Raw genomic sequence first — 25,605 nt, forward strand, 5'->3', positions numbered from 1 at the left:
GCGAATGTTAAGTACTTGATATATTGCGGGTCTGCAAATGACCTTCGGGGATGAGGTCGAGGGATTCCGCGCGCAGTTCGTGAGGTTCCTCGACGAGCACCTGCCCACCGAGGCGCAGGCGGCGGAGCGGTCGCGGTCGACGTCGCACATCCCGGAGTGGGCGTGGCAGCGGCTGCAGTTCGACCACGGCTGGCTGTTGCCGGGCAACCCTCCCGAGTTCGGCGGCCGCAACGCCGGCAACCTGCAGCAGTTCGTGCATCGCGAGGAACTCTCCCACCGGCGCATCGCTCACTGCTTCAACCCGCAGGGCGTGGGCATCGTCGCCGCGGAGGTTTTCTTCACCGGTGTGCGCGTGCTCGCCGAAAACCTCGTCGGCCCGCTGCACGGCGGCTGGAAGGTGGCCAACGGGTCGCTCGGGCACGAGCGCACGCTGATGTGGATGGCGTTGGTCGCCGGCGACACGTCGGAGATCCAGCGCAACATCATCGGCCAACGGATCCTCGGGCTGCCGGCGCGCTGAAACCACATGGGCCACACCAGCACCCAGGGGGAGTCACCAGTCTTCTTGCCCACCTCGCAGCGACAACCAAAGGCGCGGAGCAATTGTCGCTGTGAGGCGGGCACATCGGGTGCCCCGGTGCCCATAGACGCGTGTGGCTGCTGTGACCGCACGCCGCCCCGGCCGCAAACGCTAGCCGGCCGCCACCGCGATCGACTTGGTGTCGGTGTAGCCGTCGAGACCCTCGCGGCCCAGTTCGCGACCGTAGCCGCTGCACTTGACCCCACCGAACGGCGCGAACGGGTCCATCGTGTAGCCCTGGTTGACCCCGAACGTGCCGGTGCGGATGGCACCGGCGACGGCCAGCCCGCGGTCGGCGTCGGCGGTCCACACCGCGCCGGCCAGCCCGTAATCGGAGTCGTTGGCGATGCGCACGGCGTCGGCCTCGTCGCCGTACTCGATGACGGTCAGCACCGGCCCGAAGATCTCCTCGCGCGCGATGCGCATCGTGTTGTCGGCGCGGTCGAAGAGCGTCGGACGCACGTACCAGCCGCGCTCGAGGCCGTCGGGCATGGCGGTGCCCCCGGTGACCAGGCGCGCGCCCTCCGAGCGGCCCTGCTCGATGTAGCCGCGCACGCGCTCCTGCTGGCGGCGGCTGACCAGCGGCCCGACCTGGGTTGCCTTGTCGGCGGGATCCCCGACGCGCAGCGACCCCATCTCGGCGGCCAGCGCATCGGTGAACTCGCCGGCGCGGCCTTCGGGCACGAGCACGCGGGTCAGCGCGTTGCAGATCTGCCCGCTGTTGGACAGGCTGGCCGATCGGACCCCGGCGGCCACCGCGCCGGGATCGGCGTCGTCGAGGACGATGGCCGCCGACTTGCCGCCCAATTCGAGGCTCACGCGGCGCAGCCGGGCCGCGCACGCCGTCGCGACCGCGGTGCCCGTGGCGGTCGAACCGGTGAACGACACCTTGTCCACACCGGGATGCGCGACGAGGTGGCCGCCCGTCTCGGGGCCGCCGGGCAGCACGCTGACCACCCCGTCAGGCACCCCGGCGTCGGCGATCATCTCGGCGAGCACCAGCGCGTCCAGCGGCGACTCCTCGGCGGGCTTGACGATCACGGTGCACCCGGCCAGCAGCGCGGGGACGAGCTTGGTGACCGTCAGGAACTGCGGCATGTTCCACGGCACGATCGCGGCGACGACACCGACGGGTTCCCTGCGGATCTGGATGTCCGAGCCGTACATGCCGCGCCGCGCCTCGCTGAACGGGTAGTTCTCGGCGAGATCGCAGAACGCGGTCATCATCATCGCGGGCAGGCCGACCTGGGCGCGCCGGGAGAAGGCGATCGGCGCCCCGATCTCCGAGGTGATGACCTCGGCCATCTCCGCGCTGCGCTGCCCGTACAGCCCGGCGAGGCGGCGCACGATCGCGATCCGCTCCTCCGCCGGCCGCTGCGGCCACGCGCCGGTGTCGAAGGCCGCGCGGGCCGCCGCCACGGCGGCGTCCACGTCCGCCGGCCCGGCCGCCGCGACCCGGGCCACGAGTTGCTCCGAATGCGGTGAGATCACGTCGATGTGCCTGTCGCTGCTCGGTCGGGCCCACGCCCCGCCGATGAACAGTTCGTCTTGGTGCACTGGCCGCTCGCCTTCCTGACACGGGGTGGGACACGAATATCAACTACTTGCGATGCCGCCCTTCGAGCATATAGCGTCGGCGCTGCACGCTCCCGGCGCATGCCGGGCCGGGTCACGGGGTCGAGAGGGGTAGGCAGGATGGCGCGATTCCCCAAGCCGCCGGAGGGCAGCTGGACGCAGCATTACCCGCAGCTGGGCACCGAACCGGTGTCCTACGAGGACTCCATCAGCCCGGAGGTCCACGAGCTCGAGCGCGAGGCCATCTTCAAACGCGCCTGGCTCAATGTGGGCCGGGTGGAACAGCTTCCGCGAAAGGGCAGCTACTTCACCAAAGAGCTGGTGGTCGTGAAAACCTCGATCATCCTGGTGCGCACGGCAGCCGGGGACGTCAAGGCGTATCACAACATCTGCCGGCATCGCGGCAACAAGCTGGTGTGGAACGACATGCCGCTCGAGGAGACCAGCGGGGTGTGCCGGCAGTTCACCTGCAAGTACCACGGCTGGCGCTACGACCTGGACGGCCACCTGACCTTCGTGCAGCAGGAAGACGAGTTCTTCGACCTCGACAAGAGCCGCTACGGGCTGGTGCCGGTGCACTGCGAGGTCTGGGAGGGCTTCATCTTCGTCAACTTCGCCAAGCGACCCGAACAATCGCTGCGCGAGTTCCTCGGGCCGATGATCACCGACCTGGAGGGTTACCCGTTCGGCAAGCTCACCTCGCGCTGGCATTACCGCTCGCAGGTGAAGGCGAACTGGAAGCTCTACATGGACGCGTTCCAGGAGTTCTACCACGCGCCGGTGCTGCACGCGAACCAGTCGCCCTCGGCCTATTCGAAGGCGGCCGCCGAGGCCGGCTTCGAAGCCCCGCACTACCGCCTGGAAGGTCCGCACCGGCTGGTCAGCACGTCGGGTGTGCGCGCCTGGGAGATGGCGCCCGAACTGCGCAAGCCGATGGAAGAGATCTGCCAGAGCGGATTGTTCGGCCCCTGGGACAAACAGGACCTGGGGCAGATGCCCGCGGGGCTCAACCCCGCGAAATGCGACCCGTGGGGCCTGGATTCGTTCCAGCTGTTCCCCAACTTCGTGATCCTGTTCTGGGGCCAGGGCTGGTATCTGACTTACCACTACTGGCCGACGTCGTACAACAGCCACCTCTTCGAGGGCACGCTGTATTTCCCCCAGCCGCGCACCCCGCGCGAGCGGGTGGCCCAGGAGCTGGCGGCCGTGACGTTCAAGGAATACGGGCTGCAGGACGCCAACACCCTCGAGGCGACCCAGGCGATGATCGAATCCCGTTGGGTGGACCGGTTTTTGCTCAACGATCAGGAGATCCTGCTGCGCCACCTGCACAAGGAGACCGCGGCCTGGATCGAGCGCTACCTGTCGACCTCCGCAACGGCGGGAGCCGCGGCACGATGACCGCAACGCTGCCGACCGAATTCGCCGACCTCGAGCCCTACGCGGACTGGTGCCTGCCGTCCGAGCCGCAGCGCTACGCCAAGCGGCTGGCCAGCTCGATGGCCGAGATGAAGGCCTTCTACGACGCGATCACCCCGCGCGCGGAGGAGGCCCTGGCCTACTGCGACAAGTTCCCGCTCGACGACCTGCCCGACGACGTGCTCAACCTCATGCACCTGCTGTACTCGATGATCATGGTGTCGTTTCCGGTGGAGTGCTGGAAGCAGCCCCGGGTTCCCGACTCCGGGGCGTCGACGCTGGACTGCGTCTCGGAGCCCTTTCCGTGACCGTTCCGGTAACCGACGCTGTCGTCCTGCGGGCGGCGCGGTGGGCCGACGTCGCCGCCGGGCAGATCCGCTCGCCGGCCGTGGTGGTCGTCGCCGGTGACCGGATCGCCGAGGTCGATCCCGCAGGGGCCCTTCCCGATTCGGCCACTGTTCTGGACCTGGGGGACGTTACGCTGCTGCCGGGCCTGATGGACATGGAGCTCAACCTGCTCATCGGCGGCCCCGGCGGGCCCGAAGGCCTGCCGGCACCGATGCACGGCGTACAGGACGACCCGGCGTACCGGACGCTGCGCGGCGCGGTGAACGCGCGCACCACGCTGGAGGCCGGTTTCACCACGGTGCGCAACCTCGGGCTCATGGTCAAGACCGGCGGCTACCTGCTCGACGTCGCGCTGCAGCGCGCCATCGACAACGGCTGGCACGCCGGCCCGCGCATCTACCCCGCGGGCCACGCCGTCACCCCCTACGGGGGGCACCTGGACCCGACGGTCTTTCAGCGGCTCGCGCCCGGCATCATGCCGCTGTCGGTGGCCGAGGGCATCGCCAACGGGGTGCCGGACGTGATCGCCTGCGTCCGCTATCAGATTCGGCACGGCGCCAAGCTGATCAAGGTGTCCGCGTCGGGCGGGGTCATGTCGCACAGCACCGCGCCGGGCTCCCAGCAGTATTCCGACGCCGAGTTCGCCGCCATCGCCGACGAGGCACATCGGGCCGGGGTGCGGGTGGCCGCGCACGCCGTCGGGGACAAAGCGATCCAGGCGTGCATCCGCGCCGGGATCGACTGCATCGAGCACGGATTCCTGGCCGGCGACGACACGATTCAGATGATGGTCGATCACGGCACCTTCCTGGTCTCCACCACGTATCTGACCGAGGCGATGGCGATCGACCGGATCGCCCCGGAGCTGCGCAAGAAGGCCGAGGACGTCTTCCCCCGCGCGAAGGCCATGCTGCCCAAGGCGATTGCCGCCGGGGTCCGGATCGCCTGTGGGACCGACGCCCCGGCGATCCCGCACGGCCAGAACGCCAGGGAACTGCAGGCGCTGGTGGACCGCGGCATGACGCCGATGCAGGCCATCCGGGCCGCCACGGTGGTCGCCGCCGAACTCGTCGACGCCGAAGACGAACTGGGCCGGCTCGCGCCGGGTTACCTCGCCGACGTCATCGCCGTGCCGGGCGATCCCGCCCGGGACATCGGCGTCACGCTCGACGTGCCCTTCGTGATGAAGGGCGGCCAGGTCTACAAGGACGTCATCGGGCGGGGAGGCGGGCATGGAACTCACCGATAACATCATGTGGCTGCTCAAACAGGCTTTCTACCATTCGCTGACGTCCATCAACGATGCGATGAGCGAGCACGGCGTGAGCACCGCGCAGATCGGTGTGCTGCGCCAGCTGGCCAACGAGCCCGGCCTGTCGGGCGCGGAACTGGCCCGGCGCCTGTTGATCAGCCCCCAAGGGGTTCAGTTCGCGCTCACCTCGCTGGAGCGCCGCGGCCTGGTGGAGCGGAAGCAGAATCCCCAGCACGGGCGCATCCTGCAGGCCTACCTGACCGGCGAAGGGCGCGACGTCGCCGCCACCGTCGTCAGCGACGCGGTGGCCGCACACGACAAGGTGTTCGGCGTGCTGACCGCCGAGGAGCAGCAGACGCTGCGCGAGTTGCTGGGCCGGATCGTCGAAAAGGGCACCGGCAATGAGCTTTTCAACGACCACGTGGACACCTGATGGTCGACACCGTGCTGGCCCGGGCCGGGGATGCCGTCACCGAGGAGGTCGTCATCGAACTGAACGGCGCCGCCACCACCGTGGCCCACAGCCGGGGCGACACCCTGCTGCAGACCGCCCGCATGGCGGGGCTGTACCCGCCGTCGTCCTGCGAGATCGGTTCCTGCGGAACGTGTATGGCCCGGCTGGCCGAGGGGAGCGCACACATGGTCAACAACGACGCCCTCGAAGCCGACGAGGTCGCGGACGGATGGGTGCTGACCTGTCAGGCGCTGCCCACCAGCCGCAGGGTCAGGGTGATCTACGAATGAACACACCGAGGGTGGCGGTGGTGACCGGCGGGGCCTCCGGCATCGGTGCGGCCACCTGCCACGAACTGGGCCGGCGCGGGCACAAGGTCGCGGTGCTGGACGTCGACGAGCAAGCCGCGCAACGCGTCAGCGACGATCTCCGGGCGGGCGGGGTCACCTCCGTCGGTGTCGGCGCCGACGTCACGGACCGGCCCGCCCTCGAGCGGGCGTTCGCCGAGGTCCGCGGCCAACTCGGACCCGTCTCGGTCCTGGTGACCAGCGCCGGGTTGTTCGGCTTCGCGCCGTTCACCGAGATCTCCGCCGACGCGTGGGTGCGCGTCGTCGATGTCAACCTGACCGGCACGTTCCACTGCTGCCAGGTGGCCCTGCCCGACATGCTGGCCGCGAACTGGGGCAGGATCGTGACGATCTCGTCGTCGAGCGCGCAACGCGGTTCGCCCTTCGCCGCCCACTACGCCGCCGCCAAGGGCGGGGTGATCACGCTGACCAAGTCGCTGGCCCGCGAGTACGCCACGCACGGGATCACCGTCAACACGATTCCGCCGTCGGGCATCGAGACGCCCATGCAGCACGCGGGGCAGGCCGCCGGCTATCTGGGCTCCAACGAACAGCTCGCCGCCAACATCCCGATGGGCTACCTGGGCACCGGCGCCGACATCGCCGCGGCCGTCGGGTTCCTCAGCTCCGAGGAAGCCCGCTACATCACCGGCCAGGTCCTCGGTGTCAACGGGGGAGCGGTGCTATGACGAGGAGGTGCGCATGACCCGATCGGGACGGCCCGCGGAGGGGTCCTGGACCGAGCATTACCCCGAATTGGGCACCGGCCCGGTGTCTTTGCGGGACTCTACGTCGCCGCAGTTCTACGAGCTCGAATGCGAGGCGATCTTCAAGCGGGCCTGGCTCAACGTCGCCCGCGTCGAGGAACTGCCCCGCACCGGCAGTTTCCTCACCAAGGAGATCGAGGCCGCGGGCGCCTCGGTGATCCTGGCCAGGGGGAGGGACGACCGGATCCGCGCCTTCCACAACGTGTGCCGGCACCGGGGAAACAAGCTGGTGTGGAAGGACTTTCCCGCCGAACAGACCCGCGGCACCTGCCGGCAGTTCACCTGCAAGTACCACGGCTGGCGCTACGACCTGCAGGGCGCGCTGCAATTCGTGCAGCAGGAGTCGGAGTTCTTCGGGCTCGACAGATCCGAATACGGGCTGAGCGCCGTGCACTGCGACGTGTGGAACGGCTTCGTGTTCGTCAACCTCGATCCCGAGCCGCGTCAAACTCTGCGCGAATTCCTGGGCCCGATGATCACCGGCCTCGACGGCTATCCGTTCGACAAGCTGACCGAACGCTACGAGTGGGTCGCGCACAACAACAGCAACTGGAAGATCTTCGCCGACGCGTTCCAGGAGTACTACCACGTCCCCTCCCTGCACCCCCAACAGGTGCCCCCGGAGGTGCGCGAGCCCAACGCCGGATTCACCTGCGGGCACTTCCAACTCGACGGCCCGCACCGGATGGTGTCCACCGCGGGTCGGCGCCGGTGGCTGCTGCCGCCCGAGTACATGTACCCGATCGAGCGGGCCACCGAGAGCGGGCTGGTCGGCCCGTGGCGCACCCCCGACATCGGCGAGCTGCCCCCTGGGCTCAATCCCGGCGGCATCGAACCCTGGGGGATCAGCAATTTCCAGATCTTCCCCAACATCGAGATCCTGATCTACGGCGGCTGGTATCTGCTCTACCGGTACTGGCCCACCTCGTACAACACCCACCGCTTCGAGGCCTACACCTACTTCTCTCCGGCCCGCAGCGTGCGGGAACGCATTCAGCACGAAGTCGCGTCGGTGGTGCTCAAGGAGTTCGCGTTGCAGGACGCGGGCATGCTCGGTGGCACGCAGGCCGCGCTGGAGTACGGGGTCGTCGACGACTTCCCGCTGAACGATCAGGAGATCCTGGTGCGCCATCTGCACAAGGTGGTCGTCGACTGGGTCACTGAATATCAGGCCTACCGCCGCGAAACGGCACCGGCGGGAGTGTGAGCATGCCGGAAGCCCTGCTGCCCAGCGCCTTCGCCGAACTGGAGCCCTACGCCCAGACCTGGTGTCTCCCCACCGAAACCGAGCGCTGGAACGCCCGGATGTCCAGCACGATGCCGCAGATGCGCGAGTTCTACGACGCGTTCTTCCCGCGCCTGGAAGAGGCCATCGGATACTGCGACAAGTTCCCGCTCGACGGTCTGCCGGACGATGCGCTCAACCTGTTGCACCTGATCTATTCGCTGATCATGGTGGCCATGTCGGTGGAGATCATGCACCAACCCGCGCCCGTCTGCGCCGCCGACGCGGTCATGACCCGCACCGTAGAGCCCACCCCCTGACCGCCGGAGGACCGACCATGAGTCTGCTCACCATCAACAAGCTCACCGACCGCGTCGGCGCCGAGGTAGTCGGGCTCGACCTGGCCGCCGTGGCCTCCGACGAGTCGCTCGGGGCCGCCGTGCTCGACGCCCTGGAGGCCAACGGTGTGCTGGTGTTCCGGGGTCTGCGGCTCGACCCGGAGGCACAGGTCGCGTTCTGCCGCCGCCTCGGCGAGGTCGACCACTCCTCCGACGGGCATCACCCCGTGGCCGGGATCTATCCGATCACGCTGGACCGGTCCAAGAACTCCTCGGCGGAATACCTGAAGGCGACCTTCGACTGGCACATCGACGGGTGCACCCCGATCAAGGACGACGAGTGCCCGCAGAAGGCGACCGTGTTGTCGGCGGTGCAGGTCGCCGAGCGGGGCGGCGAAACCGAGTTCGCCAACACCTACGCCGCCTACGATGCGCTGAGCGCCGGGGAGAGGGAGCGCTTCGGGTCGTTGCGTGTCGTGCATTCGCTGGCGGCGTCCCAGCGGCGCGTCTACCCCGATCCCACACCGGAGCAGTTGGCGCGGTGGAACTCTCGGCGCACCCACGAGCACCCGCTGGTGTGGACGCACCGCAGCGGCCGCAAGTCGCTGGTGCTGGGCGCCTCGGCCGACTACGTGGTCGGCATGGACCTCGACGAGGGCCGGGCGCTGCTGGACGAGCTGCTCGCGCGCGCCACCGAACCCGACAAAGTGTACAGCCACGCCTGGTCGGTCGGCGACACCGTCATCTGGGACAACCGCGGCGTGCTGCACCGCGCCGCGCCCTACGACCCGAACTCGGCGCGGGAGATGCTGCGCACCACCGTGCTGGGCGACGAACCCATCGAATAACCCGTGTAGCACACTGGCCGGTGAGGATTCGCCACGAACCCGAAAGGACCGGTCGATGACCCCACGGTTGGACGGCAAGGTCGCCATCGTCACCGGCGGCGCCTCCGGGCTGGGCCTGGGCATCGTCCGCACGTTCCTCGCTGCCGGCGCCTCGGTGGTCATCGCCGACATCGACGACGCCGGACGGCAACTGGCCGACGAGTGCGGTGACCGCGCGCGATTCGAGCACGTCGACGTCTCCTGCGCCGACGACGTCAGCGCCGTGGTCGAGGCGGCGGTGCGGCATTTCGGTGGCCTCGACGTGATGGTCAACAACGCCGGCATCTCCAGCAAGATGCACCGGAGCTTCCTGCAGGCCGACCTCGGCGACTTCCCCAAGGTCATGGCGGTCAACGTCCTGGGCGTCATGCTCGGCACCCAGGAGGCGGCGCGCCACATGGCCGACCACGACGGCGGCAGCATCATCAACGTGGCATCGATCGGGGGCCTGCAGGCCGGCGGCGGCGTGATGACCTACCGGGCGTCCAAAGCCGCGGTCATCCATTTCAGCCGTAGCGTGGCCACAGAACTGGCGCCGCTGGGCATCAGCGTGAACTGCCTTGCGCCCGGAGGAGTTCCGACGCCCATCCTCGCGTCGTCGGTCCCGGGGCTGAGCCCGGAAGCCGTGGACAAATTCGTGCGGAAGACGCGCGAGAAGATGCACAAGGACCGCCCGCTGCCGCTGGAGGGGACCCCCGAGGACGTCGGCGAGGCCGCGCTGTACTTCGCGGCGGGTACCCGCACCAGCGGCATGGTGCTGGCCGTCGACGGCGGGACGTCGGCGCGCGAATCTGCGTGAGACCGCCGCCGACTCGCGGGTGATGACGGCCGACCCGTCGCGCCGCGGACGAAACGTGCCTGCCGGAGGACCGATTCGATGACCTCGCAACTGACGTTCCTGTTGCTGTGCCTGCCGCTGGCGATCGCGCTGGCGGGGTGGTTGGCCGAGCGCTTCGGGGTGCCCTACCCGGTCGTGCTGGTCGGGCTGGGGGCGCTGCTGAGCCTGCCGCCGTGGATGCCGACGCCCGAGCTGTCGCCCACGGTCGTCTTCTACGTGTTCCTGCCGCCGCTGGTCTACTTCGCCGCGTACTTCATCGCCCCGGAAGACCTGCGGGCCGATGCCGTCCCCATCGGGCTGTTGGCCGTGGGGCTGGTCCTGGTCACCATGGCGGGGGTGATGGCGGTGATGGTCGGGTTCGCCGGCGTGCCGATCACGATCGCCGCGGTGGCCGGGGCGGTCGTGGCGCCCACCGACACCGTCGCGGCGACGTCGATCTTCCGGCGGCTCAACGCGCCCGAGCGGTTGGTGACCATCGTCGAGGGCGAAGGGCTGATCAACGACGGCACCGCGCTGGTGCTCTATGTCGGGGCCGTCACCGCCGCGGCCGCGAGTGTGGTGCGACCGGGGCAGATCGCGGAGACGGTGCTCGTCGCGCCGCTGGGCGGCGCGGCGCTGGGCCTGGTGATCGCCTGGATCCTGGTCGGCCTGCGTCGCCGGCTCGATCAGGCGTTGCTGGAGATCACCCTGTCGCTCGCCACGCCCTACCTGACGTACGTGCTCGCGCAGGCGGCCGGTCTGTCGGGGGTCCTGGCGACCGTCGTCGCGGGCCTCTACGTCGGCGCCCGCTCCGGGTGGATCTTCGCGCCGCGGGCGCGGCTGCAGGCGTTCGCGTTCCTGGACGTGCTGGTGTTCCTGCTCAACGGCGCGCTGTTCACCCTGCTCGGGATGCAGTTGGTCCGTGTGGTCCACCGCGTCCCCGGGGTTCCCACCTCGACGCTGCTGACCGTCGTCGCGGTGGTGCTGGCCGTGGTGGTGGGTTCGCGGCTGGTCTGGATGCTGATGCTGCGACCGGCGATGACCCGCGTCGAGCGCCATCCGGGCACACCCGCGACCTGGCGGGAGCGGGCCGTGATCGGGTGGGCCGGAATGCGCGGCGGCGTCTCGCTGGCCGCGGCGCTGGCCATACCGTTGCGGCTCGACGACGGCTCACCCTTCCCGCATCGGGACCTGGTGATCGTGGTGGCGGCATCGGTCGTCGTGGTGACCCTCGTCGTGCAGGGCATGAGCCTGCCGCTGCTGCTCCGCAGGCTCGGGGTGGACCGCGATGACTGGCGCGACCAGGAGCGCGAAGCCCGGCTGGAGGCGGCCGCCGCCGCGCTCGACTGGCTGGGCGAGCAGTCCCAGGCGTGTGACGAGTCCGACGCCTCGGTCGCGTCGCTGCGCAGCCTGTACACGTCCAGGGTGCGCCGGCTGCAGGGACCCGACCCGGTCACGGCGGCGCCGCACAGTGAGGCCGACACCTACCGGGGGCTGCGGCTGGGGATGCTCGCCGCGGAGCGGGCCAAGGTCGTGGGGTTGCGGCAGCAGGGCCGCATCAGCGCGACGGTGTTGCGGGCCATCCAACGCAGCCTGGATCTCGAGGAGGCGAGGCTGCGGGACCTGTGATGCGGGTGGTCGCCTCACCCGGCGGTCGGGGGCACCGAAATGCCCGCGTCGCTCCTGTACTGCGGACAATAGGACGCCACCGAAGCGCCGATGAAGTAGCCGGCGTCCCGCGCCGACAGGAAGGTCGTCTTCGCGAGGGCCAGCGTCAGGCCGGCGGGCGTCTGGCCGTTGTCGAGGCCGGCGCACACGTTGCGGGCCGCCGCGATCGCGGCGGCGTCGCTCGGAAAGACGATCCCGCGCTTTTGCAGCGCCGCGACGAACGCGTCATCGACCTGATCGGCCGCGGCCGGGACCGCGAAGAGCAGCGCGGCAAGCGGGGCCGCAACGAGCGTCGACCACCTCGCGGTGATTGCCCGGCTGTGGGCCATGGTTCCCTCCCGGCGCGCGTACGGACGGACTCGGCGGTGAGTACGGCGGTAGCTAAACGGTAGCCGACACGACGATGTCCGTCCTGCCCAATCGTCCCGGGCAGCCCGCACCGGGCAGCCTGGGTGCGGGGTCAGTAACTTGGGAACCCTGCGTTTGCGGCGGCCGACGGACGGCCGATCCCGTCTCGGAACCAGAACGGAGCACAGATGAGCACAGGCGCGCAGACCGGGACCATCTCGACCCAGGTGCCGGCGCGGCTCGACCGGCTGCCGTGGTCGCGGTTCCACTGGCGCGTGGTGCTGGGTCTGGGCGGCGTCTGGGTCCTCGACGGCCTCGAGGTCACCATGGTCGGCAACGTCTCGGCCCGGCTCACGGAGAAGGGCAGCGGCATCGCGCTCGACCCCGCCCAGATCGGGGTGGCCGCCGCGATCTACATCACCGGTGCCTGCGCGGGCGCGCTGTTCTTCGGTCACCTGACGGACCGCTTCGGGCGGCGCAACCTGTTCATGCTGACCCTGGTGCTCTACCTGATCTCCACCGTGGCCACCGCATTCGCGTTCGCGCCCTGGTATTTCTTCGTCACGCGCTTCTTCACCGGCGCCGGCATCGGCGGCGAATACGCCGCGATCAACTCGGCGATCGACGAGCTGATCCCCGCGCGGGTGCGCGGTCGCGTGGACCTGGTCATCAACGGGACGTACTGGGTCGGGTCGGCCGCGGGAGCAGCGGGGGCTCTGGTCCTGCTCGACACCGCCCACTTCCCGGTCGACATCGGCTGGCGGCTCGCTTTCGGCATCGGCGCCATCTTCGGCATCTTCGTCCTCCTGGTCCGGCGCAACGTCCCCGAGAGTCCCCGCTGGTTGTTCATCCACGGCCGCGAGCAGGAAGCCGAGCGCATCGTCGGCGACATCGAGGCCGACGTGTTCCGGGAAACGGGCGAACCGCTGCCCGAGCCGCAGGGGCGGCCGCTCAAAGTCCGTCAGCGCACGGCGATCTCCTTCGTGGAGATCGCCAAGGTGGCGTTCACGCTCTACCCCGGGCGCGCGGTGCTGGGGCTGGCGCTGTTCATCGGGCAGGCGTTCCTCTACAACGGCGTCACCTTCAACCTGGGCACGCTGTTGAGCGACTTCTACGACGTCCCCTCCGGAACGGTGCCGCTCTTCTTCGTCGTGTGGGCCCTCAGCAACTTTCTCGGCCCCCTGCTGCTGGGGCATCTGTTCGACTCCGTCGGCCGCAAACCGATGATCACGATGTCCTACATCGGTTCCGCGGTCGTCGTGGCCGGCCTCGCGGTGCTGTTCGTGACCGGGGCCGGCGGCGTGTGGGCCTTCATCGCCGTGCTCGCGGCGGCCTTCTTCCTCGCGTCGGCGGGCGCGAGCGCGGCCTACCTGACCGTCAGCGAGATCTTCCCGATGGAGACCAGGGCGCTGGCGATCGCCTTCTTCTACGCGATGGGCACCGCGATCGGCGGCATCACCGGCCCGCTGCTGTTCGGGCAGCTGATCAACTCCGGGCAGCGCGGCGAGGTGGTCTGGTCGTTCCTCATCGGGGCGGCGGTGATGGCCGTCGCCGGGCTGGTCGAACTGTGGCTCGGTGTCGCGGCCGAACAACGCTCGCTCGAGGACCTCGCCATGCCGTTGACCGTCGTCGACGCCGAGGACGAGGACGCGCCGGCCGGCGCGGGGGACGCGCCGGTCCGCCGGGGCGGTGTGTCTGATTGACTGCGGCCATGCCCAGAGAACCGGAATTGGCGCGACGCTTCTTCGACCGTTTCGAGCCGGTGCACGCGGTGACGTACTTCGCGCCCGAGGCGCGGGCGGCGCTGGACGGGCTGGGTTACCGGGGATTCTGGATGGGCTACTTCGCCGCCCGTTCGGCGCCGCTGGGTTCGGTGTCACCGGAGATGGTGACCGCGATCTTCTACAACTTCGCCCCCGAGCGGGTCGCCAAGGCGCTGCCGGCGGCCTGGGAGATCGCCGGCCCGCAAGACGCGCTGCGCGCACGCGTGGAATCCGCCGTGGCGGCGCTGCGGCGCTACGGGCTGAGCGCGGACGAAAACGTCACCGTGGCGGCGGAATTGGCCGGTAAGGCCGCGCGGCGGGCGCCGCTCGACGGGCGGCCGCTGTTCGCCGCGAACCGGGCCCTGCCGTGGCCGGACGACCCGCTGGCCGCGTTGTGGCATGCGGCCACGCTGCTGCGGGAGCAGCGCGGTGACGCGCACGTGGCGGTGCTGGCCGCCGCGGGTGTGTCCGGGCGCGAATCCAACGTGCTGCACGCGGCGGCCGGGAGGATCCCGCGCGACGTGATCGCCGCCACCCGCGACTACGACGAGGCGGCGTGGCGGCACCACGAACAGCGGCTGGCCGAGCGGGGCCTGCTCGACGACGACGGGGCGCTCACCGACGCCGGCCGGGACCTGAAAGGCCGCATCGAGGCGGCGACGGACACCTTGTCCCTGTCGGCGCTCGAGGCGCTCGGCGACGACGAGGTCGAAGCGCTGTTCCGGGCGCTCACGCCGATCACACGCGCCGTGGTGGCCGCCGGCGACGTTCCCGTCGTCACCCCGATGGCTCTGCAGCGCGACGACCTGCACGACGACAGCGCACATCTGGCGTAGACGGCCGCGCGCCCGAAGCACGCTGGAAACGGTTGCCGAGCTACCGTTGACATCGGCGTAACACGTTTGCCATCGAAGCTTCCTAAAGTGAGGCCGTCCGTCTTCCACACCGGGGCAGCGCGGACCCTCAGCGATAGGAACTTTATTGAGCGGCAACTCCGTCCGCCTGCAGGCGATCAACAACGTCGAGGCATACGTCCCGCCCGCGGTCAGTTTCGTGCCCGGTGAGACCCCGGGCGGGATTTTCGGCAGCAACGTGTTCACCAAGGCCGAGATGCAGGCCCGGCTGCCCAAATCGGTGTACAGGTCCGTGGCGGCGACGATCGACAAGGGCGCCAGGCTCGACCCCGCCGTCGCCGACGCGGTCGCGGTCGCCATGAAGGACTGGGCCCTGGAGCGGGGCGCCACCCACTACGCCCACGTCTTCTACCCGATGACCGGCCTCACCGCCGAAAAGCACGACAGCTTCTTGGAACCCGTCTCGGACGGGCAGACGATGGCCGAGTTCGCCGGCAAGACCCTGATCCAGGGCGAACCCGACGCCTCCAGCTTCCCCTCGGGCGGACTGCGCAGCACCTTCGAGGCGCGCGGCTACACCGGCTGGGACGTGACCAGCCCCGCCTACATCCTGGAAAACCCCAACGGCAACACGCTGTGCATCCCGACCGTGTTCGTGTCGATGACCGGCGAGGCGCTCGACTACAAGACGCCGCTGCTGCGCAGCCAGCAGGCCATGGGCACCCACGCCGAGCGCATCCTGAAGCTGTTCGGCCACTCCGACCCCGGGAAGGTGGTGTCGTTCTGCGGGCCCGAGCAGGAGTACTTCCTGGTGGACCGGCATTTCTTCCTGGCGCGCCCGGACCTGGTCAACGCGGGTCGCACCGTGTTCGGCGCCAGGCCCCCCAAGGGGCAGGAGTTCGACGACCACTACTTCGGCGCGATCCCCGAACGCGTCCTGGGCTTCATGATGGACACCGAGCGGGAGCTGTTCAAACTCGGCATTCCCGCCAAGACCCGGCACAACGAGGTGGCGCCCGGCCAGTTCGAGGTGGCGCCGATGTTCGAGCGGGCCAACCTGGCCTCCGACCACCAGCAGCTGCTGATGACGGTCTTCAAGGCGCTGGCCAAAAAGCACGGCATGGAATGCCTGTTCCACGAGAAGCCGTTCGCCGGGGTCAACGGGTCGGGCAAGCACGTCAACTTCTCGGTGGGCAACGCCGAGCTGGGCTCGCTGCTGGTGCCCGGCGACACCCCCCACGGCAATGCCCAGTTCCTGGTGTTCTGCGCCGCGGTGATCCGCGCCGTGCACAAGTACGCGGGGCTGCTGCGGGTCTCGGTCGCCTCGGCCACCAACGACCACCGCCTGGGCGCCAACGAGGCGCCGCCCGCGATCATCTCGATCTTTCTCGGCGAACAGCTCGCCGACGTGTTCGAGCAGATCGCCAAGGGCGCGGCCACATCGTCAAAAGGCAAGGGCACCATGATCATCGGTGTCGACACGCTCCCGCCGCTGCCGACCGATCCGGGCGACCGCAACCGCACCAGCCCGTTCGCGTTCACCGGCAACCGCTTCGAGTTCCGGGCACCGGGCTCCGGGCAGACGGTGGCCGTGCCGATGATCGTCCTCAACACGATCATGGCGGACTCGTTCGACTACATGGCCACAGTCCTGGAGAAGGCGGTCGGGGACGGCGAGAACTTCGACACGGCGGTGCAGAAGCTGCTCACCGAGATCATCACCGAACACGGCGCGGTGGTGTTCAACGGGGACGGCTACTCGGAGAACTGGCAGATCGAGGCGGCCGAACGGGGCCTGCCCAACCTCAAGACGACGCTGGACGCCATCCCGGAGCTGATCAAGCCGGAGGCGGTGGAGGTCTTCGCGAAGTACGGCGTGTTCAGCGACCGCGAGTTGCACAGCCGCTACGAGGTCCGCCTGGAGCAGTACGCGCTGACCATCGGGGTCGAGGCCAAGCTCACACTCGAGATCGGGACCACGGTCATCCTGCCGGCCGCGATCCGTTACCAGACCGAGCTCGCGCAGAATGTCGCCACGTTGAAAGCCGCCGGCATGGAGCCGAGTATGACTGCGCTGCAATATATTTCGGAACCACTGGCAGATCTCGAGGGGGCGCTGGCGGCGCTGAAGGCGGCGCTGTCGGAGCACTCGGGGGCCTCGGCGCTCGACGAGGCCACGCATGCCCAACGGGCGTTGCTGCCGGCGATGGAGGCGGTGCGCGCCGCCGCCGACACGCTGGAAGGCGTCGTGGCCGACGACCTGTGGCCGCTGCCGACCTACCAGGAGATGCTCTACATCCTCTAGCGTCGCTCCTCGTCGTCGGCTCCGCGCTCGCTCAGCCCCTCCCGGGACAGCGCCCTGACGAATCCGTACGCCTGCATCCCGGCCTTGCCCGGGTTTGCCGCGATCCAGTCGTTGATCTTGCCCAGCGCCCTGGCCAGGTCGTCGCGCCTGACCCGCACCAGGTAGGTCTTCCTGTCGTCTGCCGGATCGTCGCTGGATTCGGCGACGGCCACGGGATGGCGGAACGCGTAGGCGATGCCGTGCACGGCATCGTGGTTCAGGGCCCACTGAAGCTCGCCGGGCCGCAACCGATTCACCGCCAGATTCCGGTAGTCGTCGTCATCGTGTGAACTGCTCACCTGGCCGATGGTCCTCCTCTACGAACTCGGAGAATGTGAACGGCGATGGACTGAAGACGATGCCGCGCGGGCGATGCGACCGAAGCTCCGCCGGGACCCTCCCATCATAGGAAGCGGCTTGCCCGGCTGCATGCCGAGTGATAGCCCGACCGCCGTCAACGGCGGTACTTCAGGTACAGGTAGCCCTCGTGTACCAGGGCGTGCTCGAGCCGCATCGCGACCGGCGCGGGCAGCCGCGACGGCAGCCGCTGACCCACCGGCTGACTCGCGGCGAGGCTGGGGGCCAGGGTCACGCAGATCTCGGCGAGCGCGTCGGCCTCCACCAGCTCGTCGAGCAGCGTGGGTCCGCCCTCGCACAGGATGCGGCGCATGCCGTGTTCGCGCAGCAGACCCAGGGCCCGTGTCACGTCCACCGAATCCTCGCCGGCGACCAGCACCCGGAGGCGTCGATCGTCGTGCAGCCGTGCGGCGGAGCGTGCGCAGGTGAGCAGGATCGGTGGCCGGTCGGGGTCCTCCAACAGCCGGGACGGCAGCTCACCGCTGCGGCTGACCACGGCGACCGGGGGCGGATCCGGGCGTCCCTCGGCGCGCCGGCCGGCGCGCTGCGCGTCGGTCAGCCGCACCGGGCCGTAATTCTCGGCGCGCGCGGTACCGGCGCCGACCAGCACCACGTCGGCGAAGGCGCGCAGAGTCTTCAGCAGCTGCTGATCGGTGGGACACGACAGTGGGCCCGCGCGACCGCCGAACGCCGCGGCGCCGTCGGCGCTGAAGATCATGTTGGCGCGCACACCCTCGGGAGGATCGGCGTAGCAGGCGGCCAGTTCGGTGACGCCGTCGACGGCGCCCACCCGGGGACAGTCCACCCGTCAGGCCTCGTGGCCCGGCTGCAGGTCCCGGACGTCGCCGAAGGACACCCAGCGTTGCAGGTCGTGCGGCGCGCTGCCGTCCACCGGCTCCAGCAGATGCCCGACGTGGTCGCCCAGGGTGAACCGGTCCAGGATCCTGCCGGCGAACCAGGCGGCCGCCTCGTCGAGGACGGGCAGGTCCGCGGGGCCGCGGTGCCAGGAGCAGCGTTCGAACTTGTCGATCTCGTCGCCGGTCTGCCCGCCGAACAGTTCGACGACGTCGAGGTGCTCGCGGTCGAACACGTGGACCGCCAGGTGGGTGGCGCCACCGGCCACCCGGTAGGTGTGATTGCGCTTGGACAGGCCGACCAGGAAGCGCGGCGGATGGATGCTGGTCTGGCTGGCGAAGCCCACCAGGCAGCCCGCCGACACACCGTCGGCCGCCGTGGTGACGACGAACATCGGATAGTTCAGCTGCGCCACCAGCTTCTCGAACGCGTCGACTCCGGGATTGCTCACCCGCCCAGTCTTCCCGTTCTGAACGGGCCGGAATCGCATTGACGCGATGGTAGCCGTGCCGCGTCGGGGGCTGCTCGCGGGACGGTGCGGGAGGTGACGCGCTGCGTCGTCTAGCCGAGCGGGTCGTTCGCGCGGACCCCGCGGTACATGCCCCACCGGACCAACCCCGGCATCACCACCCGTTGCACCGACCACGGCGGCAAGCGGAAGGCCTGCCCGCTCGGCAGGAACACCTCCAGCCCGTCGGGCTGGATCCCCAGCAGCGAGCCCCACCGCCGGCCCGGCGCCCGGTAGCCGCGCAGGCGCCGGCCCGCGAATTCGGCGCGGACGTTGCGGGCCACCAGCGCGTCCCCACGGTTGCGGGCCGAGCTGCGCAGCGGGTCGGTGGCCGCGACGTCGCCGACGGCGAACACGCCCCGCTGACCGGGCACCCGCAGTTCCGGCGTCACGCGCACGAAGCCGTGCTCGTCGAGCAGTTCGGGCGGCAGCCAGCCGGTGTTGGGCCGTACCCGTCCGATCGCCCACAGCACCGCGGCGGCGCAAGCCGGAGGCTGCCCGGTGCTCCACCGGACCGGGTCGGCGGTGATCTCGTCGCCGGCGAATCCGTCGGGAATCTCGGCGCGGTGCCCGGGATGCAGGCCGACGCCGAGGTCGGTCAGCCGGCCCTGGATGCGTCGCCAGGTTCGGGGGTGGTAGGCGGGCAGGGCCCGCTGGCCGGGAAAGTAGAGGTCGATGCGCTTGCCGGGCCAGGTGGTTGCCATGTTGGCGGCGCTGCTGACCGCGGCGACGCCGCCGCCCACGACGATCACCGATCCGGCGGCGGCCAGCCGGGCGTGCGCGGCGCGCAGGTCCGCCCCGATCTCGGTGGCCGACTGCAGCGTGGGCCGGCGCCAGAACCCGTTGGTCACCCCGGTGGAGATGACCAGCGCGTCGTACTCCACGGCGATCGGCGCGCCATCCTCGCGCCGGCCCGTGACCGTGCGGGCCGCCAGGTCCACTCCGGTCAGCGCGGCCTGAAGCGTGTGCACCGATTCCAGCCGGCGGAACCGGTCGAACGGGATCCAGTAGTCGCGGGCCCAGTCCGCGGGGCGGGCGAGCCGGACACCGAGTTCCTGACCGCTGACCAGGCCGGGTTTGACCGAGATCCCGGTGACCTCGGCGTGGCGGGAGAGGCGGATCGCGGTCAGCACACCGACGTCGCCCAGGCCGGCGATCACGACGCGCCGGCGGCTCATGTCGCAGCCCGGTGCGGCGGCATCGGCACGAACCGCGATACCCGGTCGATGACGCGCTGGTAGTCCGGCCGGCGTTGCAGGCTGCGCTGTTCCATCATCGGGATGCTCGCGCCCAGGAACATCGCCAGCATCGCCAGCGCACCGCCGAAGAGCCACCACGCGTCCGCCGGCGCGGCCGCGACGCCGAACAGCGCCAGGGCGACCCAGAAGGCGAACTCGCCGAAGTAGTTCGGGTGCCGCGACCACCGCCACAGCCCTCGGTCCATCACATCGCCGGGCCGGCGGCTGCGCACGAACCGGTGCAACTGCACATCGGCGACGGACTCGAAGGCCACCGCCGCGACACCGACCGCGAACGCGACCGCCGTGAGCCATCCGAGGTCACCGCCTCGACGCGTCACGCAGACGTAGACCGGCAGCATGCCCGCGAAGACCTGCAGGGTCGGGATGAGGTGTATGGCGACCAGATCGACGGCGAATTCCCATCTTCCGGCCCGCTGCCGGAACATCTGGTAGCGCCAGTCTTCGTGTTGCAGTCCCGGGAATCCGTAGATCCAGTTGGCGGTCAGCCGCACCGCCCACACCAGGACGAGCGCCGCGACGAGCCAGCAGCGCAGGCGATCCGTTCCCGCCTGGCTCCACCAGTAGAACGTCAGCAGCGGCGGGATGACGCTCCAATAGGCGTCGTAGCAGCTCGAGTTGCGGAATCCGCGACTGAAGGCGAACACCACCGCCGTCGCCAGCACGTCGGCCACGAGGGTGTCCGACCACAGCCTGCCCGTCGTCGGCCCCCAGGCCAGCCAGGCGACGGCGACGGCGGCGGCGGCGGCGTAGGCGACGCCGATGATGGCGAGCGACCGCGATTTCGTCGTGCTCATCGACGCAACCGAACGCGCTCGCCGACAGCGCAATTCATGCGTGGCCTCCTCGACGCGACGCCGGGATGCCCGTGCCGGCGGCCGCGATCGGCAAACTGTAACACGTTCTAGTAAGCCGTCCGGGGGCGTTGGTGGCTACATGACGACGTGGCCGGCGTCCACGGGTATCGACACGCCCGTCACGTAGCGCGCCCGGGGGCCGACCAGCCACAGCACGGCGTCGGTGACGTCCTGCGGATCGACCAGCGACGCGTCGGGCAGCAAAGTCTGGGACAGCGCGGGGTTCGGATTCTCCGTCATCTGTCTGACGACGAAATCGTTGAGGATCATCGGGGTGGCGACGCCGCCCGGATGTACCGAGTTGACCCGGATCTTGTGCGGCGCATACGCATTGGCCGCCGAGCGCATGAGCCCGACCACGCCGTGCTTGGAGGCGGCGTAGGCGAACATGGCGGCGCTGCCGTCCCCGCCCCGGCCGGTCAGGCCCTGCGACGAGCTGACCAGGACGACCGACCCGCCGCGGCCCTTGCGGACGATCGACGGCACCGTGGCCACCAGCGTGTTCCACACGCCCTTGAGGTTGGTGTCGACGATCGCGTCGAAGACCGGTTCGGCGCGGGGCTGGGTGTCACCGATCGCCACCACGCCGGCGTTGGCGATGACGATGTCGATCTCGCCGAGCTCGTCGACGCCGGACCGCACCCCGGCCTCCAGCTGTTCGAGGTCGCGGACGTCGGCGACGACGGGCACCGCCCTGCCGCCGGCCGCCCGGACCAGCCGCACGGTCTCGTCGAGGTCGGCTTTGGTGGCCAGCGGGTAGGGGATCGCGTCGATGTCGGCGCACAGGTCGACGGCGATGATGTCGGCGCCCTGCCCGGCCAGCGCCACGGCGTGGCTGCGTCCCTGGCCGCGCCCCGCCCCGGTGACGACGGCGACGGTGTTCGCCAGTTCCCGCCCGGATTCACTCACGGCTAGACCTCCATCGTTGTGCCGGTTGCCTTTTCGGCGAAGGCCACCAGGCGGGCGGCCGTGTCGTAGTCGCACGCCAGCTCCGAGCGGCCGATCAGGACGGGGCCGCCGCGCAGGCCGAACCAGCCGCTGACCCCGACGTAGCTGCCCGGCGGCAGGGGTTCGCTGATGCAGTACAGGGTGGGCGCCGCCCCTTGGTCGATGTCGTTGCCCAACCGGTCGGCCAGCGCCTTGACGCTGCGGTGCGCCAGCGTCATCAGCGGGAAGTCCGACAGGTGCGACAGGTTCGAGGCCACCCAGCCCGGGTGGGTGAGCTGGGTGACGACCGGCGATGCGGCGGCGCGCAGCCGGCGGTCCAGCTCGAGCCCCCACAGCATGACCGCGAGCTTGGACTGCGCGTAGGCGCCCAGCCTGGTCCAGCCGTGGCGCAGCTGCAGGTCGTCGAGCCGCAGCGTCGCCGTGCGGTGCGCGTCGGAGCCGACGTTGATGATCTGCGAGCGCACCCGCGGCAGCAGCAGGTTGGTCAGGGCGAACGGTCCGAGCAGGTTGGTGGCCAGCGTCGTCTCGAATCCGTCGGCGGTCTCGGTGCGGTGGTCGGTGAGGGTGCCGGCGTTGTTGACCAGGATGTCGACGGCCCCGTCGATCCGGCCGGGGAACGCGCGCACCGACGACAGGTCGGCGAGATCGAGCTCGACCACCGAGGTCGAGCCGCCGACTTCTGCCGCGCGTTGCGCACCGAGTTCGGTGTTGCGTACGGCCAGGATCACGTGGGCGCCGGCCCTGGCCAGGGCGCGCGTCGTGCCCAGGCCCACGCCGTTGGTCGCGCCGGTCACGATCACCCGTTTGCCGGTCAAGTCGCCGAGTCGGCCCGGCGTCCACGGTGCTGCCACGCGATCAGAGTAATGGTTGGTTCTATGAAAGTAAGGCCGGCTCTGCCACGATGGTCTGCGACGGTCGCCAGGCAGGAGTGAGCCCGAGTGAATGACAGCGCCATTGAGATCACCAACCTGATCTATCGCTACGCCGAGCTGATCGACGCCGGTGACCTCGACGCCGTCGCGGGCCTCTTCGCCCACGGCCGCATCTGCGGGGTCGAGAACGGCCCGCCCGAGACGGTGTTCACCGGATCGGCCGGGGTGCGGCAGATGTACGAGATGGCCACGCGCATCTACTCCGACGGCACCCCGAAGACCCACCACAACACCACCAACGTGCAACTGCACATCGACGAGGCCGGCGGCACCGCCCGCAGCACGTCCTACTACTGCGTCACCCAGGCCACCCCCGAGCTGCCGCTGCAGGTGGTCGTGACCGGGCATTACAAGGACACCTTTCACCGGGTCGACGGGGCGTGGTGGTTCGACACCCGCACGATGTTCGTCGACCAGGTCGGCGACGTCAGCCGGCACCTGAAGTTCTGAGCCCGTGCCTCACCCGGACGCCTTCGATGCCGCCGGCGTGCTGGCCGACGCGCAGCGCAAAGAGGCCCTGACCGACTGGGGGCCGGGGGATTTCGAAGACCCGCTGGGCGTGCTGCTGGACGACTACGCCCAAGCCGACCTCAACGCCGTCGGGGCCCACATCCTGCGGTCGGGCATCGTACACAGCCTGCGCATGCGGTTGCGTGCCCAGGAATGGATCCGCCGGAACCCCGAGATCCTCGACGAGCGGGTGGTCGCGCCCGTCGTCGTGGTGGGCATGATGCGCAGCGGCACCACCCTGCTGCAGCGACTCCTGGCCGCCGACCCGCGTTTCTACTGCGCCCACGGCTGGGAGGTCGTGGAGGTCGCGCCACGCCTCGACCACCGGTTCACCGGTGTCGATCCCCGCATCGCGGTGGCCGAAGCCCGGGAGGCCAAGTCCCGGGAACTGGCGCCGGAGCTGTTCGCCATCCACCCGATGTACGCCCGGGAGGCCGAGGAGGAGATCGTCTTCCTGGCCGACGCGTTCCTGTCGCACGTTCCCGAATCCGGTGCGCACCTGCCGGTCTACCGGTCCTGGATCGACGAGCAGGATTTCACGCCCGCCTACGACTACCTGTACCGCATGCTGCAGTTCCTGCAGTGGCAGAAACGCCGGACCGGGGCGAGAGGTGAGCTCTGGGTGCTCAAGTCGCCGGCGCATCTGGGCTACCTGGACCTGCTGCGTGCCCGATTCCCGGATCTGCACATCGTGCACATGCACCGCGACCCGCGCACCACGATCGCGTCCGGAGCCGGCCTGAACGCGACCCTGCACGCGATGCACGCCGACACCGTCGACCCGCACCGGGTGGGCGCGCAGTGGTTGCAGCGCATGGGCTGGACCAACGATCGTGCGATGGCGGTCCGCGACGGATGGACCGATGACGCCGCGCGCGTCACCGACATCGCGTTCGACGACGCCGTGGCCGACCCGATCGGCCAGGTCGCCCGCGTCTACGACGACGTCGGGTTGCCGTTGACCGCCGAGGCGGAGGCCGCCATGCGGCGCTGTCTGGCCGAGCGTCCCCGCGAGGCGCCGCGGTCCCCCTACGGGCTGGCGGCCTACGGCCTGCACCCCGAGCAGGTCGACGAACGGTTCACGTTGTACAACAAGCGGTTTCGGAACCAGTGAGGAGAGGTCCATGCCTGACGACCCGATCGCGACCACATCTCAGCACGAACAGGAACTGGCGGCGCTGGAGCTGACCGAGCACCCAGAAGTCAAGGCGGCCTACCGCACCGTGGCGCAGACCTGGCTGGGCCGGGCCAAGGCATCCGACTCCATGCGCGAGCGGTTCGACGACGCCTTCGCCGAGGTGATGTTCTCCGCGGCGATCTGGTCGTCCAACCAGGACAAGCTGCGGCCCAAGGTCAGCTGCATCACCCGGCTAGCCCATCCCGTCAACGGCCGCCGCATCCCCGGATCACGCTGGGGCATCGACAATCCCGACAGCGTGTACCGGGTGATCCCGATATCGGGAGACGAACGCTACGAGATCCGCGGCCGCGTCGGCGAGCACCGCATGACCGAGAACTACTTCACGCTCTGGGACGCCCACATGGGCACCGTCGACGTGCTCAACGGGCGGACCATGCAGGTGGACTCCGACGGCAGCTTCACCATCACCGTCGACGCCCGGGCGGCCGGCGGGCGGCCCAACCACGTGCAGACGTCGCCCGCCGCGCACGAGTTCTACATCCGCGACGTGCTGCTGGACTGGGGCCGGGACGATCCGAACCAGCTCAGCGTCGAACGGCTCGGCGGACCATCACGAGCGCCCGCACGTACCCTCGACGAGCAGGCCGAGGCCACCACGGCGATGATGGCGTACTTCGCCGACTTCACCGGGAAGCTCAGCCACGGCGTGTACAAGATGCCGCCCAACCATTTCGACCTGGCCTGGTCGGCCGACAAGGTCGGCGCGATGCGCAACCAGGTCTACGTGATGGGACGCTTCGATCTCGCCGAGGACGAGGCCTTCGTCGTCGACCTCAACGACGGCGGCGCCGAGTACTTCACGGTGCCGCTGAGCAACATCTGGGGCACCACCCTGGACATCGTGGACCGCACCGGCAGCCTGAACAAGGCGCAGTCGGTGGCCAACGCGGACGGCAGCTACACCTACGTGATCGCGCCGGCCGATCCCGGCGTCGCGAACTGGATCGACTCCGACGGGCTGCGCGAGGGCATCCTGACGCTGCGGATGGCCGAGTTCGGCGAGGCCGGTCCGCGGGAGACCCTGGGCGCGCGCGGCAGGGTCGTCACGCTGGACCGGCTCGACTCCGAGGTGCCACATCTGGCGCGGGTGAGCCCGCAGCAGCGGGCGGCACAGCTCACCGAGCGGCGCGCGGGGTATCTGCGGCGCCTGCCGGAAGGGACGGCCTAGGTGGCTGGTGTTTTTCGCGTGGCG

25 protein-coding genes and 2 pseudogenes are annotated in these 25,605 nt (G+C 69.8%); 18 read left to right on the forward strand and 9 right to left on the reverse strand.

Going from position 1 to position 25,605, the window contains the following annotated elements:
* Positions 1 to 31: 31 nt before the first annotated feature.
* A pseudogene (locus ACJ512_RS13660) lies at positions 32 to 445 on the forward strand (acyl-CoA dehydrogenase family protein); the annotation flags it as partial.
* Positions 446 to 691: 246 nt separating this feature from the next.
* Here the strand turns inward: ACJ512_RS13660 and ACJ512_RS13665 are convergent.
* Positions 692 to 2,137 (reverse strand): aldehyde dehydrogenase, encoded by a 1,446-nt coding sequence (locus ACJ512_RS13665; protein WP_407687182.1) that lies wholly within the window; start codon positions 2,135 to 2,137, stop codon positions 692 to 694.
* 138 nt (positions 2,138 to 2,275) lie between these two features.
* On the opposite strand from ACJ512_RS13665, the gene ACJ512_RS13670 reads away from it, so the two are divergent.
* The 11 genes and pseudogenes from ACJ512_RS13670 to ACJ512_RS13720 all read left to right on the forward strand — a co-directional run bounded on the left by ACJ512_RS13670 (position 2,276) and on the right by ACJ512_RS13720 (position 11,638).
* Entirely contained in the window at positions 2,276 to 3,556 is a 1,281-nt protein-coding gene (locus ACJ512_RS13670) for an aromatic ring-hydroxylating oxygenase subunit alpha (protein WP_407687181.1), read from the forward strand.
* Positions 3,553 to 3,882 (forward strand): hypothetical protein, encoded by a 330-nt coding sequence (locus ACJ512_RS13675; protein ID WP_369738355.1) that lies wholly within the window; start codon positions 3,553 to 3,555, stop codon positions 3,880 to 3,882. The genes ACJ512_RS13670 and ACJ512_RS13675 overlap by 4 nt, the downstream gene beginning before the upstream one ends.
* On the forward strand, positions 3,879 to 5,171 hold the full coding sequence (locus tag ACJ512_RS13680; protein ID WP_407687180.1) for a metal-dependent hydrolase family protein: 1,293 nt from the start codon (positions 3,879 to 3,881) through the stop codon (positions 5,169 to 5,171). Before ACJ512_RS13675 ends, ACJ512_RS13680 begins: the two co-directional genes overlap by 4 nt.
* Entirely contained in the window at positions 5,155 to 5,607 is a 453-nt protein-coding gene (locus ACJ512_RS13685) for a MarR family winged helix-turn-helix transcriptional regulator (protein WP_369738357.1), read from the forward strand. Before ACJ512_RS13680 ends, ACJ512_RS13685 begins: the two co-directional genes overlap by 17 nt.
* 44 nt (positions 5,608 to 5,651) lie before the next feature.
* A pseudogene (locus ACJ512_RS13690) lies at positions 5,652 to 5,918 on the forward strand (2Fe-2S iron-sulfur cluster-binding protein); the annotation flags it as partial.
* A complete protein-coding gene (locus ACJ512_RS13695; protein WP_407687179.1) occupies positions 5,915 to 6,664 on the forward strand; it encodes an SDR family NAD(P)-dependent oxidoreductase in 750 nt (249 codons plus the stop codon). The pseudogene ACJ512_RS13690 and the gene ACJ512_RS13695, both read left to right, overlap by 4 nt.
* A gap of 13 nt (positions 6,665 to 6,677) precedes the next feature.
* Positions 6,678 to 7,949, forward strand: coding sequence for an aromatic ring-hydroxylating oxygenase subunit alpha (locus tag ACJ512_RS13700; RefSeq protein ID WP_407687178.1), 1,272 nt, complete (start codon positions 6,678 to 6,680; stop codon positions 7,947 to 7,949).
* 2 nt (positions 7,950 to 7,951) lie between these two features.
* Positions 7,952 to 8,287, forward strand: a complete 336-nt coding sequence (locus tag ACJ512_RS13705) for a hypothetical protein (RefSeq protein WP_407687177.1) — start codon at positions 7,952 to 7,954, stop codon at positions 8,285 to 8,287.
* A 17-nt stretch (positions 8,288 to 8,304) separates the two neighbouring features.
* Complete coding sequence (locus ACJ512_RS13710) at positions 8,305 to 9,153, forward strand: TauD/TfdA dioxygenase family protein (protein WP_407687176.1); 849 nt, start codon at positions 8,305 to 8,307, stop codon at positions 9,151 to 9,153.
* Positions 9,154 to 9,208: 55 nt separating this feature from the next.
* Positions 9,209 to 9,991 (forward strand): SDR family oxidoreductase, encoded by a 783-nt coding sequence (locus ACJ512_RS13715; protein WP_407687175.1) that lies wholly within the window; start codon positions 9,209 to 9,211, stop codon positions 9,989 to 9,991.
* A gap of 78 nt (positions 9,992 to 10,069) precedes the next feature.
* A complete protein-coding gene (locus ACJ512_RS13720) occupies positions 10,070 to 11,638 on the forward strand; it encodes a Na+/H+ antiporter (RefSeq protein WP_407687174.1) in 1,569 nt (522 codons plus the stop codon).
* A 14-nt stretch (positions 11,639 to 11,652) separates the two neighbouring features.
* Here ACJ512_RS13720 and ACJ512_RS13725 read toward each other — a convergent pair whose 3' ends face one another.
* Positions 11,653 to 12,006: a DUF732 domain-containing protein gene (locus ACJ512_RS13725; RefSeq protein WP_407687173.1), complete on the reverse strand. Its 354-nt coding sequence runs from the start codon at positions 12,004 to 12,006 to the stop codon at positions 11,653 to 11,655.
* 207 nt (positions 12,007 to 12,213) lie between these two features.
* Here ACJ512_RS13725 and ACJ512_RS13730 point away from each other — a divergent pair, with 207 nt between their 5' ends.
* The 3 genes from ACJ512_RS13730 (at position 12,214) to ACJ512_RS13740 (ending at position 16,947) form a co-directional block, all read left to right on the forward strand.
* Positions 12,214 to 13,728 carry an MFS transporter gene (locus ACJ512_RS13730; protein ID WP_407687172.1) on the forward strand — a complete coding sequence of 505 codons (1,515 nt, stop codon included), beginning with the start codon at positions 12,214 to 12,216 and terminating at the stop codon, positions 13,726 to 13,728.
* Between the two features lie 8 nt (positions 13,729 to 13,736).
* Complete coding sequence (locus ACJ512_RS13735; RefSeq protein ID WP_407687171.1) at positions 13,737 to 14,624, forward strand: SCO6745 family protein; 888 nt, start codon at positions 13,737 to 13,739, stop codon at positions 14,622 to 14,624.
* A 145-nt stretch (positions 14,625 to 14,769) separates the two neighbouring features.
* Positions 14,770 to 16,947 (forward strand): glutamine synthetase III family protein, encoded by a 2,178-nt coding sequence (locus tag ACJ512_RS13740; RefSeq protein ID WP_407687170.1) that lies wholly within the window; start codon positions 14,770 to 14,772, stop codon positions 16,945 to 16,947.
* Here the strand turns inward: ACJ512_RS13740 and ACJ512_RS13745 are convergent.
* The 7 genes from ACJ512_RS13745 to ACJ512_RS13775 form a co-directional block, all read right to left on the reverse strand.
* On the reverse strand, positions 16,944 to 17,285 hold the full coding sequence (locus ACJ512_RS13745) for a hypothetical protein (RefSeq protein WP_407687169.1): 342 nt from the start codon (positions 17,283 to 17,285) through the stop codon (positions 16,944 to 16,946). The two genes, ACJ512_RS13740 and ACJ512_RS13745, sit on opposite strands and share 4 nt — an antisense overlap.
* Before the next feature lie 155 nt (positions 17,286 to 17,440).
* Positions 17,441 to 18,133, reverse strand: a complete 693-nt coding sequence (locus tag ACJ512_RS13750) for a pyrimidine reductase family protein (RefSeq protein WP_407687168.1) — start codon at positions 18,131 to 18,133, stop codon at positions 17,441 to 17,443.
* Between the two features lie 18 nt (positions 18,134 to 18,151).
* Positions 18,152 to 18,592 (reverse strand): flavin reductase family protein, encoded by a 441-nt coding sequence (locus ACJ512_RS13755; RefSeq protein ID WP_461480124.1) that lies wholly within the window; start codon positions 18,590 to 18,592, stop codon positions 18,152 to 18,154.
* A 167-nt stretch (positions 18,593 to 18,759) separates the two neighbouring features.
* Entirely contained in the window at positions 18,760 to 19,884 is a 1,125-nt protein-coding gene (locus ACJ512_RS13760) for an FAD-dependent oxidoreductase (RefSeq protein ID WP_407687166.1), read from the reverse strand.
* Positions 19,881 to 20,762, reverse strand: a complete 882-nt coding sequence (locus tag ACJ512_RS13765; RefSeq protein WP_407687165.1) for a DUF1295 domain-containing protein — start codon at positions 20,760 to 20,762, stop codon at positions 19,881 to 19,883. The genes ACJ512_RS13760 and ACJ512_RS13765 overlap by 4 nt, the downstream gene beginning before the upstream one ends.
* A gap of 135 nt (positions 20,763 to 20,897) precedes the next feature.
* Positions 20,898 to 21,731, reverse strand: a complete 834-nt coding sequence (locus ACJ512_RS13770; protein WP_407687164.1) for a mycofactocin-coupled SDR family oxidoreductase — start codon at positions 21,729 to 21,731, stop codon at positions 20,898 to 20,900.
* Positions 21,732 to 21,733: 2 nt separating this feature from the next.
* Complete coding sequence (locus tag ACJ512_RS13775) at positions 21,734 to 22,621, reverse strand: SDR family NAD(P)-dependent oxidoreductase (RefSeq protein ID WP_407687163.1); 888 nt, start codon at positions 22,619 to 22,621, stop codon at positions 21,734 to 21,736.
* Between the two features lie 87 nt (positions 22,622 to 22,708).
* Here ACJ512_RS13775 and ACJ512_RS13780 point away from each other — a divergent pair, with 87 nt between their 5' ends.
* From ACJ512_RS13780 to ACJ512_RS13790, 3 genes are read left to right on the forward strand one after another with little or no spacing between them, the layout of a single operon-like run.
* Complete coding sequence (locus ACJ512_RS13780; RefSeq protein ID WP_407687162.1) at positions 22,709 to 23,152, forward strand: nuclear transport factor 2 family protein; 444 nt, start codon at positions 22,709 to 22,711, stop codon at positions 23,150 to 23,152.
* A 4-nt stretch (positions 23,153 to 23,156) separates the two neighbouring features.
* Complete coding sequence (locus tag ACJ512_RS13785; protein WP_407687161.1) at positions 23,157 to 24,326, forward strand: sulfotransferase family protein; 1,170 nt, start codon at positions 23,157 to 23,159, stop codon at positions 24,324 to 24,326.
* A gap of 10 nt (positions 24,327 to 24,336) precedes the next feature.
* Entirely contained in the window at positions 24,337 to 25,581 is a 1,245-nt protein-coding gene (locus tag ACJ512_RS13790) for a hypothetical protein (RefSeq protein WP_407687160.1), read from the forward strand.
* The last annotated feature ends 24 nt before the right edge of the window (positions 25,582 to 25,605 follow it).

This window comes from Mycobacterium cajalii (genome assembly GCF_045809005.2).
Lineage (GTDB): Bacteria > Actinomycetota > Actinomycetes > Mycobacteriales > Mycobacteriaceae > Mycobacterium.